The sequence below is a fragment of the Corynebacterium striatum genome, from assembly GCF_016728105.1.
Lineage (GTDB): Bacteria > Actinomycetota > Actinomycetes > Mycobacteriales > Mycobacteriaceae > Corynebacterium > Corynebacterium striatum.
Genome location: NZ_CP068158.1, coordinates 548,862 through 565,210, shown reverse-complemented (window position 1 = coordinate 565,210; position 16,349 = coordinate 548,862). Strand labels below are relative to the sequence as shown.

Annotated in this window: 13 protein-coding genes; 9 read left to right on the top strand and 4 right to left on the bottom strand. The window is 59.4% G+C overall.

Annotated features, from left to right (window positions below):
• Positions 1-128: 128 nt before the first annotated feature.
• Entirely contained in the window at positions 129-1,715 is a 1,587-nt protein-coding gene (locus I6I72_RS02600) for a dolichyl-phosphate-mannose--protein mannosyltransferase (protein WP_161798074.1), read from the bottom strand.
• 76 nt (positions 1,716-1,791) lie between these two features.
• On the opposite strand from I6I72_RS02600, the gene rsmI reads away from it, so the two are divergent.
• The 4 genes from rsmI (at position 1,792) to I6I72_RS02580 (ending at position 7,831) form a co-directional block, all read left to right on the top strand.
• Positions 1,792-2,649, top strand: coding sequence for a 16S rRNA (cytidine(1402)-2'-O)-methyltransferase (gene rsmI / locus I6I72_RS02595; RefSeq protein ID WP_005530121.1), 858 nt, complete (start codon positions 1,792-1,794; stop codon positions 2,647-2,649).
• Positions 2,650-2,838: 189 nt separating this feature from the next.
• Entirely contained in the window at positions 2,839-4,659 is a 1,821-nt protein-coding gene (locus tag I6I72_RS02590; protein ID WP_034657232.1) for a BCCT family transporter, read from the top strand.
• A gap of 159 nt (positions 4,660-4,818) precedes the next feature.
• Positions 4,819-6,651: a methionine--tRNA ligase gene (gene metG / locus I6I72_RS02585; RefSeq protein WP_034657191.1), complete on the top strand. Its 1,833-nt coding sequence runs from the start codon at positions 4,819-4,821 to the stop codon at positions 6,649-6,651.
• A 1-nt stretch (position 6,652) separates the two neighbouring features.
• A complete protein-coding gene (locus I6I72_RS02580) occupies positions 6,653-7,831 on the top strand; it encodes an MFS transporter (RefSeq protein WP_201807415.1) in 1,179 nt (392 codons plus the stop codon).
• On the opposite strand, the gene I6I72_RS02575 is transcribed toward I6I72_RS02580, so the two are convergent.
• Positions 7,801-8,316 carry a GNAT family N-acetyltransferase gene (locus I6I72_RS02575; protein WP_201807401.1) on the bottom strand — a complete coding sequence of 172 codons (516 nt, stop codon included), beginning with the start codon at positions 8,314-8,316 and terminating at the stop codon, positions 7,801-7,803. The genes I6I72_RS02580 and I6I72_RS02575 overlap by 31 nt on opposite strands.
• A gap of 10 nt (positions 8,317-8,326) precedes the next feature.
• A complete protein-coding gene (locus I6I72_RS02570) occupies positions 8,327-8,839 on the bottom strand; it encodes a GNAT family N-acetyltransferase (protein ID WP_005530112.1) in 513 nt (170 codons plus the stop codon).
• Between the two features lie 24 nt (positions 8,840-8,863).
• On the opposite strand from I6I72_RS02570, the gene I6I72_RS02565 reads away from it, so the two are divergent.
• The 4 genes from I6I72_RS02565 (at position 8,864) to I6I72_RS02550 (ending at position 12,940) form a co-directional block, all read left to right on the top strand.
• Positions 8,864-9,679 carry a TatD family hydrolase gene (locus I6I72_RS02565; RefSeq protein WP_049147585.1) on the top strand — a complete coding sequence of 272 codons (816 nt, stop codon included), beginning with the start codon at positions 8,864-8,866 and terminating at the stop codon, positions 9,677-9,679.
• A gap of 214 nt (positions 9,680-9,893) precedes the next feature.
• A complete protein-coding gene (locus I6I72_RS02560; protein ID WP_005530109.1) occupies positions 9,894-11,033 on the top strand; it encodes a resuscitation-promoting factor in 1,140 nt (379 codons plus the stop codon).
• A gap of 111 nt (positions 11,034-11,144) precedes the next feature.
• Positions 11,145-11,999: a 16S rRNA (adenine(1518)-N(6)/adenine(1519)-N(6))-dimethyltransferase RsmA gene (gene rsmA, locus I6I72_RS02555; RefSeq protein WP_005530107.1), complete on the top strand. Its 855-nt coding sequence runs from the start codon at positions 11,145-11,147 to the stop codon at positions 11,997-11,999.
• A complete protein-coding gene (locus I6I72_RS02550) occupies positions 11,996-12,940 on the top strand; it encodes a 4-(cytidine 5'-diphospho)-2-C-methyl-D-erythritol kinase (RefSeq protein ID WP_005530105.1) in 945 nt (314 codons plus the stop codon). Before rsmA ends, I6I72_RS02550 begins: the two co-directional genes overlap by 4 nt.
• 103 nt (positions 12,941-13,043) lie before the next feature.
• On the opposite strand, the gene I6I72_RS02545 is transcribed toward I6I72_RS02550, so the two are convergent.
• Positions 13,044-14,336 carry an NHL repeat-containing protein gene (locus tag I6I72_RS02545; protein WP_005530103.1) on the bottom strand — a complete coding sequence of 431 codons (1,293 nt, stop codon included), beginning with the start codon at positions 14,334-14,336 and terminating at the stop codon, positions 13,044-13,046.
• A gap of 91 nt (positions 14,337-14,427) precedes the next feature.
• On the opposite strand from I6I72_RS02545, the gene I6I72_RS02540 reads away from it, so the two are divergent.
• Positions 14,428-16,287: an ABC-F family ATP-binding cassette domain-containing protein gene (locus I6I72_RS02540; RefSeq protein ID WP_049062824.1), complete on the top strand. Its 1,860-nt coding sequence runs from the start codon at positions 14,428-14,430 to the stop codon at positions 16,285-16,287.
• Positions 16,288-16,349: the final 62 nt, after the last annotated feature.

Below are 16,349 nucleotides of genomic sequence, written 5' to 3'. Positions count from 1 at the left end.
GAAGAAGGCATGGTCTACACCACGCCTTCTTCTTGTGTTGTTCCTAGTCTGTTGCCGCGAATTAAGACTCCGTCGCCACAAGCGGACAAGCTATTCGCGTTGGATACTTAACTCGCCGTGAAGTACTGCTAGGTCCAATTGTTGAGCCACATCATGGATTGGTACCAGTTCTCAGGGATGATGTAGCCGTAGAGGATTGGGGAGAAGTAGATAAACATCGCGAGCACGAGCGCCAGGTAGCACACCGCCACGAACGAGCCGGTCCGGATTTCTCCGCCCGCCAAGGATTTGAGCCAGCGCCATTGCAATTGTTTGCCGTGTCCGATCATCTGCCCTAAAGCCAGCGCAATGAGCACGATGACAAATGGGATGAATGCGGTGGCATAGAAGAAGTACATCTGACGGTCGAAAGCAGCTAGCCACGGAAGGAAGCCCGCAGCAAAACCGACCAGTGGAATCAGGAAGGCGCGGTTGCGGCGCACCAGTAGGGACCAAAGGCCCCAGAAGACTGCCGGAATGACAAGCCACCAAATAGCGGGCGTACCGAAGAGATACAGCATCTTGCGGCATGTACCGCCGTCGCCACATTCCAGGTCCGTGGAGGAGTAATACAGAATCGGACGAGCCGCAACGAGCCATGCCCATGGTTTGGAATCCCAAGGGTGGGAGTGTCCGCCAGAGCTGGTGAGCGAGGCGTGGAACTCCAAGACAGAGGAGTGGTAGTAGAACCAACCGGCGATTGGTTCAGGCAAGTTGAGCAGCCACGAATCTTCTTCAATAGTGCCGTCGACCTTTGCATGACGGTAGACGGAGGTCTCGGACGCAAACCATGCACGCCAAGTCCATGCATAGATGAGGACGGGGACCAAAACCAACGAGGCGAGCGCTGCCGGGGTGTCACGCACCAAGGTACCAAGGACGTAGCGGCGCACACCGTAGCGGCGTCGCAAAGCAAGATCGCTGAAAACAGAGAGCAATCCAAAGAACATGATGTAGTACAGGCCGGACCACTTCACGCCCAATGAAAGACCCAAGAAGATGCCTGCGGTAAAGCGCCACCAACGGAAACCAAAACGCGGGCCAAATTTGGAGGTACCCATGTTTCCGGAGGTGAAAGCTTCATGGAGGCGCAGGCGCATTTGGTTATGGTCTCGCGCCAAAGCCCACGCAGCTGCGACGACGAAGAAAACCTGGAAAATATCCAGCATTCCGAACTTGGAGGAAACGAGCAATACGCCGTCGCATACTGCGATAAACCCAGCTATCGCTGCAATTTGCCAAGAACCGGAAACACGGCGTGCCAGTGCCATGGTCAACAAGACGGTGGCTACACCGAAAAGAGCCGTCATCGTACGCCAGCCCCAAGGCGAGTATCCAAAAACCATCTCCGACAATGCAATGATCTGTTTTGCTAGAGGAGGGTGGACCACGAGGCCATAACCTGGGTTCGATTCGATGCCACCGATAAAGAGATTGTCCCAGCTGCGCACCATATCCCATGCTTGTGGTACGTAGTGTTTCTCGTCGAAGACCGGGGTGCCATTAGCTACCGGAGCGGTCAGGCCCACAAAACGCGTGATGAGAGCCAATACCCCGATTACGGCCGTGCTAATCCAATCTGGTTTGCCCCAAGAGTAGGCGATCGGTGCAGGAGGCGCTGTAATGGCGTGTTTGCCGAGCGGTTTGCCATGGGCTTTAGTCGAGGCGGTAGCAATAGTCACTTGGAAGAGTTTAGGATATGCGAGCCCGAACTGGGGAGTCTGTGCCCCAAGTTATGGAAAGCTAGGAACCATGAATACCAATTTTCGCCTGGAACCGCTGCCCCGTGGAGTTATTGTCGCCGCCACACCATTGGGCAATATTGGGGATGCCTCTGCACGTCTCATGCAAGCACTGGCTGAAGCAGACGTTGTAGCGGCGGAGGATACCCGCCGAGTACGTAGCTTGGCGTCCGCTTTAGGTATCGAGATTCAGGGCAAAGTGGTTTCCAACTTCGACCATAATGAATCGCAGCGGGCACAGGCGCTAGTCGATGCCGCTCGTTCCGGCACCGTGCTGGTGGTTTCTGATGCAGGAATGCCGCTGGTTTCTGACCCCGGGCACTCGATTGTTGCAGCCGCGGTGGAGGCTGGCGTGCCTGTCACATGTTTCCCCGGACCCTCAGCTGTGCCGACGGCGTTGGCCCTTTCCGGCCTTGGGGTTGGCCACTTCCTCTTTGATGCCTTTGCGCCGCGCAAGGCGGGGCCTCGCAAGACATGGCTGGAGTCCCTCAAGGGGCAGGAGCGGGCCATCGTATTCTTTGAGTCTCCCCACCGTTTGGCCCAAACGCTTTCTGACGCAGCCGACGTCCTCGGCGCTCAGCGTTCGGCTGCAGTGTGCCGGGAGTTGACCAAGACATACGAAGAAATCAAGCGAGGAACGCTGGGGGAATTAGCCCAGTGGGCAGTGGACAATGCAAGGGGAGAGATCACAGTCGTAATTGAAGGCGGTGCGAGTGAGCCTGCACCTGTTGAGGATTTGGTGGAGCGGGTTCATGAACTCGTCTCCTCGGGCATGCGCGCAAAAGACGCTTGTAAAGAAGCAGCAGCTGGAACCGAAGTAACTAATCGCGATCTTTATGACGCGTATTTGGCGGCTCGAGACGCATAAATCCGCGATTGTTGCAGGATTGTTATAGGCAAAACCTAGCGTGTGCTAAAAACGCCTGCTTATGTTGAACAACTGCGTCTTTTAAACTGTCTGGGGAATGTAAATAACCTGCCAAAATTCTGGCTTTGGGGTTCTATGCAGCGCTTTCTAGGTTGACGCGTCATGCATAACTCACACATTCTGGGTTGTATGACTAATCCAGATAAGAATCCTAAGACGGAAGAAGGTGCGGTTGCTGCTTCAAACTCGCCAGCAGTAACTTCCGACGAGTACCAGACCGTCGACGAGAAGCTGGAATCAGCATCTGCGACGAGTCAGCTGCAAGACATGCTCGGCAATGAGGACTTCGCTCCCCACGAGATGACCGAGCCTGAAATTGAAATAGCAGCCGATGACGATGCTCCAATCGACTGGACCATCGTCGGCATCGCTGGCGTGCTCATTGCCGCCATCGTTGCGTGGGGCTTGGCTGCTCCGACCAACTTCGCAAACTTTGCTAGCGATGCACTGAGCTTCGTTGTTAACGACTTTGGTTGGGCCTACGTCCTCTTCGGTACGATTTTCGTTGTATTTGTTATCTTCATCGCCGCCTCCAAGTTCGGCACCATCCGCTTGGGCCATATCGATGAAGAGCCTGAATTTTCTACGCCTTCCTGGATCGCGATGATGTTCGCAGCCGGCATGGGTATCGGCCTGATGTTCTACGGTGCTTCTGAGCCGCTGAACTACTACCTCAACGGTGTTCCGGGCCATGAGCCGAAGGAAGTCGGCACTGCGATGGCTACGGCCATGTTCCACTGGACGCTTCACCCGTGGGCTGTTTATGCCATCGTTGGTCTCGCAATTGCATACTCGACCTTCCGTATCGGCCGCAAGCAACTGCTGAGCCAGGCATTCGTGCCTCTCATCGGTCAGCGCGCTGCTGATGGCTGGGTTGGCAAGATCATTGACATCCTGTCAATCTTCGCCACCGTTTTCGGTACCGCATGTTCCCTGGGTATCGGTGCAACCCAGATCCAGGCTGGTATCCAGGCTTCCGGCCTCATCGACAACCCATCCCAGAAGGTCGTCGTTGGCATCGTCCTCGTGCTGACCCTGGCCTTCTTGCTTTCCGCAATGTCCGGCGTGGGCAAGGGCATTCAGTATGTCTCCAACGCCAACATGGTTATGGCCGCACTGCTTGCCATCTTCGTGTTCATCCTTGGTCCAACTGTTTCCATCCTGAACCAGATTCCGGGCTCCATCGGTAACTACCTGAATGCGTTCACCGAGATGATTTCCCGTACTGCTGAGTCCAACAACGGCGAAGCAGGCGAGTGGCTGTCCTCCTGGACCATCTTCTACTGGGCATGGTGGGTCTCCTGGTCCCCATTCGTCGGTATGTTCCTGGCACGTATTTCCCGTGGCCGTTCCGTCCGCGAATTCTGCATCGGCGTCATGCTGATCCCGGCTGGCCTTTCCACCGTGTGGTTCGCCATCTTCGGCGGTACCGCAATCCACATGGAGCAGAATGGCAACTCCATCTCCGGCGAGTCCTCTGAGGTTGAGCTGTTCAATTTGCTGCACAACCTGCCTGGTGGTTTCATCGCCGGCATCATTGCAGCTATCCTGCTCGCAACCTTCTTTATTACCTCCGCTGACTCGGCTTCTACCGTTATGGGCTCGATGTCTCAGAATGGTGCATCCAACGCCAAGCCATGGCTGTCCGCAGCATGGGGCGTTGCCACCGCGGCTGTTGGTCTGACCCTGCTGCTGGCTGATGAGAACTCCCTCTCCAACCTGCAAAACGTCACTATTGTGGCTGCACTCCCATTCCTCTTTATTGTTGTTGGCTTGATGTTCGCCATCTACAAGGCGCTCAGCAACGACGTCATTTACTTGGAATACCGCGAGTCCCAGGCATTCCAGCGTAAGCTGGCACGCGAGCGTCGTCTGCACCGCGAGTACCAGCGCGCAGAAGAGCTCAAGAAGCGTCGCCAGCAGCGCAAGAAGGCACACCACAAGCACTAGGCGTTCCAAAGCTCCGCACAGTGCGTATTGCGCAGGAGAATCCTCCTTCCTTAGCCCATCCCTTGACCGGGGAGACTGGGGGAGGGGGATTTCTTTATGCGTGGCGTCAAGGCACCCTTAACGCGCACTTTGTCTACCGGCTTCGATAGAGTGGTGTGCATGACTGAGTCAGTAGTAGTTAATGTTGCTTGGCCTTATGCCAACGGACCCCGCCACATCGGACACGTGGCCGGATTCGGTGTTCCTTCGGACGTCTTCGCTCGTTTCCAGCGAATGCGTGGCCGCAACGTTCTCATGGTCTCGGGTACCGATGAACACGGCACTCCGCTGCTCGTGCAGGCTGACAAAGAAGGCGTGACCGTCCGCGAGCTTGCTGACCGTTACAACCGCCAGATCGTCACGGACCTTGCGGGTCTGGGATTGTCCTATGACATGTTCACCCGCACCACGACCCGCAACCACTACTCGGTGGTCCAGGAGCTTTTCAAGGGTCTCTACGAGAACGGCTACATGCTTAAGGAGACCACCCAGGGAGCTATCTCGCCGTCGACTGGCCGCACCCTGCCTGACCGCTACATCGAGGGCACCTGCCCAATCTGTGGCGCTGACGGCGCTCGCGGCGACCAGTGCGATGAATGCGGTAACCAGCTGGATCCGGTTGACCTCATCAACCCAGTGTCCAAGATTAACGGTGAGACCCCGGAATTCATCGAGACCGAGCACTTCCTCCTCGACCTGCCTTCCGTCAAGGACGCTCTCGAAGCGTGGCTCAAGACCCGTGAGGACTGGCGCCCGAACGTCTTGAAGTTCTCCCTCAACCTGCTTGAGGACATGCGCCCGCGCACCATGACCCGTGACATCGACTGGGGTATTCCAATTCCAGTAGAGGGCTGGGAGGAGAACTCCGCTAAGAAGCTCTACGTGTGGTTCGACGCGGTCATCGGCTACCTGTCTTCTTCCATCGAGTGGGCACACCGTACCGGCAACCCGGATGCATGGAAGGACTTCTGGCAGAACGACAATGCTCGCCACTACTACTTCCAAGGCAAGGACAACATCACCTTCCACTCCCAGATCTGGCCGGCCCAGCTCTTGGGCTACGCAGGCAAGGGCGCCAAGGGTGGAGATCTGCATAAGTATGGCGAGCTCAACCTGCCTACGGAGATTGTGTCCTCCGAGTACCTGACCATGTCCGGCTCGAAGTTCTCTTCCTCGAAGGGCGTTGTCATCTACGTCAAGGACTTCCTCGCGGAGTTTGGCCCGGATGCGCTGCGTTACTTCATTGCAGTGGCTGGCCCAGAAAACAATGACACCGACTTCACCTGGGATGAGTTCGTTCGCCGAATCAACAACGAGCTGGCCAACGGCTGGGGCAACTTGGTAAACCGCACCGTGTCCATGGCGCACAAGAACTTCGGCGAGGTTCCTGCACCGGCTGCTTTGGAGGACGCAGATAAGGCCATTCTGCAGCTAGCTGAGGACACCTTCGCCGCCGCAGCCGCAAACCTTGAACAGTCCAAGTTCAAGCAGGCCATTACTGCCATCATGCACGTGGTGGGTGAGGCCAACGCCTACATCGCAGCGATGGAGCCATGGAAACTGGCCAAGGACGAGACTCAGCGCGAGCGCCTTGCCACCGTCTTGTGGACCGCACTGCAGGTGGTCTCTGACTGCAACGTCATGCTCACGCCTTTCCTGCCGTTTACCGCGCAGAAGGTGCATGAGACCCTAGGTCGCGATGGTGTATGGGCTGCCCAGCCGGAGATCCAAGAGGTCGTCGATGACATCCCAGTTGAGCTGGTTGGCGTGGGTCTGCCACCGGAGAACCACCCGTACCCAATCATCACGGGTGACTACACCGCACAGCAGGCCACGTGGCAGCGCGTCGACGTGGTTCCTGGCACCTCATTGAGCAAGCCGAAGCCACTGGTGGCCAAGCTTGACCCAGAGCTCGCCGAGACTGGCCCAGAGTGGGCGCCAGTTCAGAAGTAGGATGCGGCAAAGCCGTAGCATCGCGACCGCTTTCGCGTTTGCGGTAGTAACCCTCACCGCGCTTAATCTGCGCTCGGGAATCGCCTCGGTGGCTCCCGTGCTCGGGGACTTAAGCGCGGCTTTCGGCATTGGCCCGGCCAGCGCGGGAATTCTCACGGCCCTGCCGGGATTGTGCTTTGCCGCGATGGGGTGGGCAGCAGTCCCTATCGCGCGCCGCTGTGGGCTCAGCCCCACCCTGCTTGCAGGCGCCCTCGCCTTGCTCATCGGCTTGGCGGCCAGACCCTGGGTCAACAACTTTGGGGCCTTCGTTGCACTGACATTCTTGGTCGTTGGCGGCATCGCCGTGACCAACATCCTGCTGCCTGCCTGGATTAAGACCTACGGCAGCCGCCGCACGATGGTGGCGCTGATGACTACCTACACCACGGTGTTGGGTCTATCCAGCGCCCTCGGACCGTTGTCCGCGAACCTCGCAGCATGGCGCACCTCTTTGTTCCTGTGGGCCATTCCTGTGGTGCTGCAGGCGGTGGGTTGGTTCATTGCCACCCGCCACGTGGGGTTTGACCCAGTGGAGCCTTCCACAACAGGCAACATTCCTCTGCGGCGTTCGCCCACCGCCGTCGCGCTACTGTTCTTCTTCGGCCTGCAGTCAACCATGGCCTACGTGCAGATGGGCTGGCTGCCCACCATGCTTGTCTCGCGTGGCGTCGGAAGTGGAACTGCTGGAGTCTCACTTGCCCTCATCGGCCCTTTCAACATCATTGGCGGACTAGTGATGCCGGTGCTCATCGAGCGCCTGCGGGATCTGCGCCCGGTGCCTCTTATCCTTGCTGCGACCACAGCTGCGGGCTGGATTGGCGTGCTGGTCAATGCGTCAGCAGCGCCGTTGATTTGGGCGAGCCTCATGGGGATTGGCGGAATGTGTTTCCCACTCGCACTGGCCCTGCTCGCAGCTCGCACCCGCGAGCCAGCGGTGACGGCGCGGTTATCGGGGTTTGTCCAACCAGGCGGCTACCTCTTGGCGGGTGGTTTTCCCTTCATTTTTGGCCTCGTGGCTCAGGCAACCGGCGGATGGTCGGTGAGCCTAGCGGTGCTCATTGCCCTCACAGTTGCGATGGCCGTGGCCGGTGTAGCCGCCGCGCGGCCGGTCTACATCGACGACGAGCTTCTATCGAAGTGACGCTGCAGGTGCACTAGTCCAAGGCGAACGCCATCCTTGGTGTGGATATTCGGCATGCGTCCGGTTTCTTCGAAGCGGAACTTCTTGTGCAGCGCGATCGATGCCTCATTGGTGTCCACGATGTAGGTGATCATCGTCTGCACGTAGTCATTTTCCTTGGCGTCATCCATGACTGCGCACATGAGCTCGTTGCCCACGCCCTTACCGCGTGCAGACGGCGCCACATAGACGGAATTTTCTACGGTGCCCCAGTAGATTGCCGGGGTCACGAACTGGAAGTATGCTGCCCAGCCGATGATTTCATCGTCGTCGACAGCCACAAAGACGGGGTATCCATCGGATTCCATCTGCTCGAGCCAAGCGATGCGGTCCTCGACGGATTCTTGCCACGTGACCAAGTTGGCAGTCGGCCTAGCGGCCGACGCGGCGTTGTAGATGGAGGCGATTGCGGCGGCGTCGGAAAGCGCGGCGGGGCGAACGTGCATGGATTGATCCTTAAAGCATGAGCTGCAAGTGAGTGAGGTTGAGCCAATGTCCCATCTTGTAGGACACCTCTTTGAACGTTCCTACATTGGCAAAACCGAACTTCTCATGCAACTTGATGGATGCGACGTTGGTGTCCACGATGAGCCCCAGCAGCGTATGCACTTTTTCATCCGCGCGCGCCAGGGAAACGAGCTCACCTAAAAGGGCGGTGCCCACGCCTCGGCCTTGGGCTGCCGGATCCAAATAAATGGTGGTTTCGTAACACCCTTTCCACACGCTTGGGTCGCGGTAGGGGTGATACATGGCCCAACCTAAGTGCTGAGGCTTTTCGCCTGGCGTCTCAGGCTCGGTTTCTGCAACCAGCCACGGGCAGCCATCAGCGATGTTCTGGCGCAGGTATTCTTCGCGCTCGGCGATGGTTGCTTCGGTGTCGCGGAAGATGAAGTCGGTCTCCCGGATGGCCCAGTTGAGGCACTCGGTCATCGCGGGGACGTCGGCGAGGGTGGCACTGCGGATTTGCATGCGTTCCAGATTACAATTGCGTACATGTCTAAAAAGAAGCCACGCCCAGTCCCTGTTCCAGCAGAAGGCTTGACGCAGCTTGTCGACGCCCATACGCACCTAGCCTCCTGCAAGGACCCAGCCGCCGACATCGTGTCCCGCGCCGGTGCTGCAGGGGTGTCGCGCATGGTTACGGTAGGTGATGGTTTGGAAGAGGCCGAGCGTGCGCTCCAAGCGGCACATGAGTTCCCCAACGTGTGGGCAGCCTGCGCCATCCACCCCACCAAGGCCGACACACTCGATGCCGCGGCGCGGAAGCGGCTGGAGGAAATGGCTGCGGACCCACGCTGCGTGGCAATCGGGGAGACCGGCCTCGATACCTATTGGATTAAGCACGAGCCAGAGTCCACCGCTCCGCTCGAGGCGCAGGAGGAGGCGCTGCGCTGGCACATGGATTTGGCCAAGGAGGCGGGCAAGGTCCTCATGATCCACAATCGTGAGGCGGACGCGGAGCTTCTGCGTGTGCTTGGCGACGCTGAGAATGTCATGCTCCATTGCTTCTCCTCACCGATGGACGTGGCGAAGGAGGCCCTGGCACGCGGTTGGGTTCTTTCCTTTGCCGGCAACGTGACCTTCAAGCGAAACGAGGAGTTGCGTCAGTCGGCGGCTATCGCTCCGGCGGGGCAGCTACTCGTGGAGACGGATGCTCCGTATATGACTCCCGAGCCCTTCCGCGGTGCGCGCAACGAGCCGACTTTCATCGGTCATACGTATAACTGCATTGCGGAAGCTCGGGGCATGGATGTGGAGGATTTGGTTACGGAAGTTAACCAGACGTTCAACTCCGTGTTTGGTTTGTGACGATCGTCATATTTAGTATTTGTCCTGGTCAACCGTAAAACACGTGTTGGGTGTTGCGGTAGTGTTCCAAGTGGCGTGGCGAAAGGAATCGCTCTCGACTGGACGCTGCTGTTATCGTATTGTTATTGAAGATTTGCTCAACGCGCTACCGTCCCATGGTTGGCCCCACGCCTGAGGGCCTAGCGCGAGACATCATTCGTTTTGAGAGAGTTACATGAACCAGATTAAGCGCATCAATTCTTCCCGTTCCCTTCCACTGCGTCTTGCCACCGGCGGTGTGCTCGGCACTTTGGCAGTGGGCGGTGTGGTCGCTGTGTCTGCGCAAAAAGACATCACCCTTGACGTCAATGGCGACAAGATTGAGCTCGCTACCTTCGCGGGCAACGTCGATGAGGCTCTGCAGGCTGCTGGCGTCAACGTCGGTGGTGAGGATCTGGTCTACCCGGCTCCTTCTGAGAAGGTCGCTGACGGTGACAACATCACCGTGCGCACCTCCAAGCCGGTGGCCGTGTCTATCGACGGCGTCAAACAGCAGCTTTCCTCGACCGACCTCAAGGTTTCGGATCTGTTGGGCAACCTTGATGGTATCGCCCCAGGTGCGGCTATTACCTCCGGTGATAAGAAGGTAACGGGTGATGACAACCTGACTGAGGGCATGGAACTCGAGGTTGTCTCACCGAAGATCGTCAAGATCAATGACGGCGGCAAGATCACCTACACCAACATTGCGGCCAAGACCGTGAAGGACGTCATCGAAGAGCGCGGCATCGACGTTGATGAGGATGACCGCGTGTTCCCGTCGATGGATACCCCGATCGTCAATGGCATGTCCATCAAGGTTGACCAGGTTTCCACCACCTTCTACGACGCAACCGAGGAATTTGAGGCGGAGCCTACCTTCGTTGACGATCCTGAGCTTGAAGAGGGCAACGAGGAAGTGCGCGTGGAGGCAGTCAAGGGCCAGCGCAACGTCACCCGCAAGCTCGTGATGAAAGACGGTGCCAAGGAGTCTGACGAGATAGTCAAGGAGAAGGTCATTAACGAGCCGGTCGCTGCGACCATCGCCCGTGGCACCAAGAAGCCCGCAGCAGCGCCAGCCGTGGCTGACGGCAGCGTATGGGATTCCCTCGCGCAGTGCGAGTCCACCGGTAACTGGGCCATCAACACCGGCAACGGTTTCTCCGGCGGCCTTCAGTTCACCCCGTCCACCTGGGCTGGCTTCGGTGGCACCGCTTATGCTCCTGAGGCATGGCAGGCAACCCGCGAGCAGCAGATTGCTGTCGCGGAGAAGGTCCAGGCCGCACAGGGCTGGGGCGCATGGCCTGCATGTACCTCCAAGCTGGGCCTGCGCTAAACGCCCCTTCTGGGCTGGCCGAATTTGGCCACCGCAGCTAGACCTGAATCGCTTTCCTGAAACAGCCCGCTTATGCGGGCTTTTCTGATTTTGTGAACTACTCTGAATTGCATGACTGAACCCAAACTGCTCGGACCCGTGGAAATTCGCCAACTGGCCGAGAAGCTGGATGTAACCCCCACCAAGAAGCTTGGTCAGAACTTCCTGCACGACCCAAACACTATCCGCCGCATCGTTGCCGCAGCAGACTTACAGCGCGACGACCGCGTGGTTGAGGTAGGACCTGGCCTGGGGTCTTTGACCTTGGGCCTGCTGGAAGCAGTCGATGACCTCACCGTGGTGGAGATCGATCCGCGCCTAGCGGCGCAGCTGCCGGACACCATTGCTGAGCGCGCGCCGGAGCAGGCGGGCAACCTCCGCCTCATCGAAAAGGATGCGTTGCGCATCGCGCCGGGAGAGCTGGGAGAACCCACGGCCCTTGTGGCGAACCTGCCTTATAACGTTGCAGTTCCGGTTTTGCTGCACCTGCTGGAGCTGTATCCCACCATTCGACGCGTGCTGGTGATGGTGCAGCTGGAGGTCGCTGAGCGCCTCGCCGCGAAGCCCGGTAACAAGGTCTACGGTGTGCCCTCCGTGAAGGCCTCCTTCTACGGCACCGTCCGCCAGGCGGGAACCATCGGCAAGAACGTCTTCTGGCCCGCACCCAACATCGAGTCCGGTTTGGTTCGCATCGATTGCTTCCAGGACGCCCCGTGGCCTATCGACGATGCGACGCGTAAGGCAGTTTTCCCGCTTGTCGACGCCGCCTTCGCCCAACGCCGCAAGACCCTTCGCGCGGCTTTGTCCGGCCACTTTGGCGGCGGCCCGGCGGCGGAGGAAGCCCTCGTGGCGGCGGGCATTGACCCACGGTTGCGCGGCGAGAAGCTCGCGGTAGAAGACTTCGTGCGTTTGGCAGGTATCAAGTGATTCTGAGAGCACGCGCCCACGCGAAAGTAAACTTGCACCTCGGGGTCGAGGCAGTTCGCGACGATGGCTTCCACGAGCTGGCAACGGTGTTTCAGTCCCTCGATATCAGCGACGAGGTCTCTCTTGAGGTTCACGCCGACGAACCGACCACCGGCCCAGTTGTTGCCGCGCTGCACGCCAGCGGCACCTATGCTGCCGGCGTACCGGAAGATGAGTCCAACCTGGCCTGGCGCGCTGTCGAGGTGGTGGCCCGCGCTGTGCGAGCCGACCGGCAGGTGGCTCTGCCGCGCGTGACGCTGCACCTGCAGAAGGGAATTCCTGCCGCAGGCGGCATGGCTGGCGGCTCGGCGAACGCCGCTGCGGCCCTGCGCTTAGCTGCGCAAGCTTTCGCAGACTTTTGTGAGCTCAGCGAGGACAAGCTTTACGAGCTGGCCGCCGAGCTGGGCTCCGACGTGCCTTTCACGCTCATGGGCGGCACCGCCTTGGGCACTGGGCGCGGCGAGCAGCTAGCACCCATGATGACCCGCGGCACCTACACGTGGGCGATTATCACCAACGCCGAGGGCTTATCGACGCCGGCGGTCTTCCACAAGATCGATGAGCTGCGCGCGGCGGGGAAGGGTAGCACCCCTGCGATGGATACATCAGCGGTAGCCCAGGCGTTGATGAGTGGTCAGCCGCAACAGCTGGCGGCTGCGCTGCGCAACGACCTCCAGGCCGCCGCCGTGTCCCTGCGGCCAGACCTGCGTAAGATTCTCGACACTGGCAAGGCCGCCGGTGCACTGGCCGGGATTGTCTCCGGTTCCGGCCCCACCTGTGCCTTCCTCTGCGAGGATGAGGAGACCGCCGGAGAAGTGGTTGCGCAAGTCATGTTTGACAACAAGGGCACCCGCGGCATTGTCACGCACTCGCCGGCCCCAGGTATCGAGATGCTGGGCTGATTAGCCCACTTGAGATCGACTGAGATAGACAAAGGCACCGTCCCATTGAACGGTGCCTTTGTCTATCTCCTAGCTAGAGCGGAGGGGGCTCTACAGCGCAACCTTAGAGGACAGCCATCTCGGTCGGCTTGATGTCCAGCTTGAAGCGGTTGATCTCCTTGCCCTCGAACAGGTCGATGACAACGAGCTCCTTTTTGTTGGCGTCGGTGACGTAAGCGTAGCCGTCAACGGACTTCAGGATCGGTCCAGGCAGCTGCCACTCTTCGTTCTCGCGCCACTCGGAGATAGCGTCGATCTTCTTGGTGACCTTGCCGGATTCCGGATCGATGACGTTGAGCTTGCCGTCGTAGGTCAGAACCAGTGCCTCGCCCAGCGGGCCGCGGGCCAGGGAACGGAACCAGTAAGAAGATCCAAGCTCAACCTTCTTGGCGGAGTAGTCCTCGGTGTTGATGAGGGAGACAGATGTTGGGCGCTCGAACTCGGCGTCCTTCTCAGTCTTATTATCAGCGAGGATGATGTCAGACTCTTCGGAACCAGCGGAGTTACCGGAGCGCTGGTAGCCGTCCTTGCCAGCGTAGGAAGAAACGTCGATCTTATGGAACTCCTTGCCGTCGAAGACGACAGGGCCGTCCTCACAGCCGAAGAAGAGCTTTCCGTTACCAGCGGTAGCCTCACCGTGGACGCCAGGGCACTTGGTGGTCTCAGTCAGGACCTTGCCATCCTTGTCCAGGTGCTGAATGGTGTGGCGCTCGTCCTCGGTGCCCTTGGTCATAACGACGGAGCCATCCTTGAGCGGAACAGCCACACCGTGGTGAGCCTCGCCGGACTCGAAGGTCTTAACGTCCTTTGGATCAGCAATCTGGTCGGTTGGTACGACCTGTGCGGTGCCGTCACCATCGGAGAAGAGCGCGGTGAAGCCGTCGTGGTGAACCACGTGGCCTGCGTGCGGTGCCTTGTACTCGGCGTCGTCAAGCTTTGGCTCAGCGGTGTAGTAGTGGTTGTGATCGCCGTGCGGCTTGGTGATGAGGCCGGTGTCGAAGGTGAGGAACTTGTCGCCCTTGGTCACCATGACGTGACGGTCATCGCCAGCGTTAGACAGGCGCAGGAACGCAGGCATATCCTCTTCCGCGATGACCTTGCCGGTCTTGGCATCGTAGGTCTTCAGGCCACCCTCGTGGGAGAGTACGACGCGATTAGGCAGCTGGGCAACCTCAGTCTCGCCCTCGCTGGCTTCCATGCCGTCGTGGGAGTGGTCATGTCCCTCGTGCTCATGATCGTGAGCCTCCTCCGCAGCGGAGGTTGCCGGAGCAGCCTCATCAGCTGGCTTGGAGCAGGAAGTAACAAGAAGCGCGGTCGCGGAGACAGCGGCGAGAATTGAAAGCGCAGATTTCTTCATAACACTTTAGGCTATTTAGAACGATATTCATTTGCAATACTCGCGGAAATGAGGGGGTACTCCGGTCTAGGCATTAAGATGGGACAACGTTATGGCGAACCTTATTAACTTGGAAAACGTATCCAAATCTTTCGGCCTCCAGACTCTCCTTGATGGGGTATCACTCGGCGTGCAATCCGGTGACCGAATCGGAATCGTTGGCGTTAACGGCGGCGGTAAGACCACGCTTCTAGAGGTCTTGACTGGCATCGAGCCACCAGACGAGGGGCGCGTTTCCCACAACTCCGATCTACGCATGGCTGTGGTGACGCAACGCTTTGAGCTTGACGACGCCCTGACCATCGCCCAGGTCATCATCGAACCGCTCGGCCTCGAAACCTTTGAGTGGGCCTCCAACGCCAAGGTACGCGACGTCCTGGGGGGCCTCGGAATTGTGGAACTCGGCCTAGAGACCCAAGTGGGCTCGCTCTCGGGTGGTGAGCGCCGCCGCGTGAATCTAGCCGCAGCGCTCGTACAGGAACTCGACCTCGTGGTACTCGACGAGCCGACCAACCACCTCGACGTCGAGGGCGTGCAGTGGCTTGCGCAGCACCTGCTGGGCCGCAAGATTGCCGTCGTGGTGGTCACTCACGACCGCTGGTTCCTGGATACCGTCGCCACCACCACCTGGGAAGTGCACGACGGTGTGGTCGACCCCTACGAGGGCGGTTACAACGACTGGATCTATGCCCGCGCCGAGCGCGCCCGCCAGGCCGACGCCATGGAACAGCGCCGCCAGAATCTCGCCCGCAAGGAGCTGGCCTGGCTGCGCCGAGGTGCGCCGGCTCGTACCTCCAAGCCGCGTTATCGCATTGAGGCCGCCGAGGCCCTCATCGCGGACGTCCCCGCGCCGCGCAACAAGGTTGAGCTCATGGCCTTTTCCAAGCAGCGCCAAGGCCGCGTGGTTATCGAACTCGAGGACGCGACCGTGGCCACCCCCGACGGCCGTGTGCTGGTCGACCATCTGACCTGGCGCCTCGCGCCGGGTGAGCGCATCGGCCTGGTCGGCGTGAATGGTTCCGGCAAGACCACTCTGCTGCGCGCTTTGGCAGGGGAGCACTCGCTCGCGGCAGGCAAGCGCATTGAGGGGCAGACGGTGCGTCTGGGTTGGCTGCGCCAGGAACTCGATGACCTCGATCCGGAGCGTCGGCTTATCGACGCCGTGGAGGACGTCGCTACCTACGTCCAGCTTGGCAAGAAGGAGCTGAGCGCCTCGCAACTGGCCGAGCGCCTCGGCTTCTCTGCCAAACGCCAGCGCACCCCGGTGGGTGACCTGTCCGGTGGCGAGCGCCGCCGCCTGCAATTGACCCGCGTGCTCATGGCCGAGCCAAATGTTCTTCTGCTGGACGAGCCAACCAATGACCTGGACATTGATACCCTTCAGGAGCTCGAGTCGCTTCTAGACTCGTGGCCCGGAACGATGGTGGTCATCTCGCACGACCGCTACCTCGTAGAAAGGATCGCCGACAACACCTATGCGCTGTTCGGCGACGGCAAGCTGACTAACCTGCCGGGAGGAATCGACGAATACCTGCGCCGCCGCGCCCAGCTCGACGCCGCCCAGAATTCCGGTGTCCTGAACCTGGGCGGTAAGAACGCGGACGGAACTGCTGCCGATACGGCCAAGACCAAGGGCGACGGAGCCGGCGGCACTGGCACCGCGGCGCCAAAGCGCCTGAGCTCGCAGGAAGAACGCGAGCTGACCAAGAAGATGAACGCACTGGAACGCAAGATGTCCAAGCTCGACGAGCAAGCGGAGAAAGTGAGTGCGACCATGGCAGAAGTTGCCGCTGCGACGGTACTCGATACCGAGCAGCTCACTAAGCTAGATGCGCAGGTCAAAGACATCACCGCGCAGCGCGAGGAGCTGGAAATGGAGTGGCTGGAACTCGGTGAAAAGCTGGAGGGATAAGCCTTTGGGCAAGCGGGGCGTCGTCAAGCATGCCTCCCCCTGCCGTATAACGATGCGGTTGC

What these genes read in the sequence shown, in the direction of transcription:
- rsmA (WP_005530107.1), top strand. Translation starts at nt 11,145, where the DNA reads ATGACTGAACCCAAACTGCTCGGACCCGTGGAAATTCGCCAACTGGCC.
- I6I72_RS02570 (WP_005530112.1), bottom strand. Translation starts at nt 8,839, where the DNA reads ATGCAAATCCGCAGTGCCACCCTCGCCGACGTCCCCGCGATGACCGAG.
- I6I72_RS02560 (WP_005530109.1), top strand. Translation starts at nt 9,894, where the DNA reads ATGAACCAGATTAAGCGCATCAATTCTTCCCGTTCCCTTCCACTGCGT.
- rsmI (WP_005530121.1), top strand. Translation starts at nt 1,792, where the DNA reads ATGAATACCAATTTTCGCCTGGAACCGCTGCCCCGTGGAGTTATTGTC.
- I6I72_RS02540 (WP_049062824.1), top strand. Translation starts at nt 14,428, where the DNA reads ATGGCGAACCTTATTAACTTGGAAAACGTATCCAAATCTTTCGGCCTC.
- I6I72_RS02590 (WP_034657232.1), top strand. Translation starts at nt 2,839, where the DNA reads ATGACTAATCCAGATAAGAATCCTAAGACGGAAGAAGGTGCGGTTGCT.
- I6I72_RS02565 (WP_049147585.1), top strand. Translation starts at nt 8,864, where the DNA reads ATGTCTAAAAAGAAGCCACGCCCAGTCCCTGTTCCAGCAGAAGGCTTG.
- metG (WP_034657191.1), top strand. Translation starts at nt 4,819, where the DNA reads ATGACTGAGTCAGTAGTAGTTAATGTTGCTTGGCCTTATGCCAACGGA.
- I6I72_RS02575 (WP_201807401.1), bottom strand. Translation starts at nt 8,316, where the DNA reads ATGCACGTTCGCCCCGCCGCGCTTTCCGACGCCGCCGCAATCGCCTCC.
- I6I72_RS02545 (WP_005530103.1), bottom strand. Translation starts at nt 14,336, where the DNA reads ATGAAGAAATCTGCGCTTTCAATTCTCGCCGCTGTCTCCGCGACCGCG.
- I6I72_RS02580 (WP_201807415.1), top strand. Translation starts at nt 6,653, where the DNA reads ATGCGGCAAAGCCGTAGCATCGCGACCGCTTTCGCGTTTGCGGTAGTA.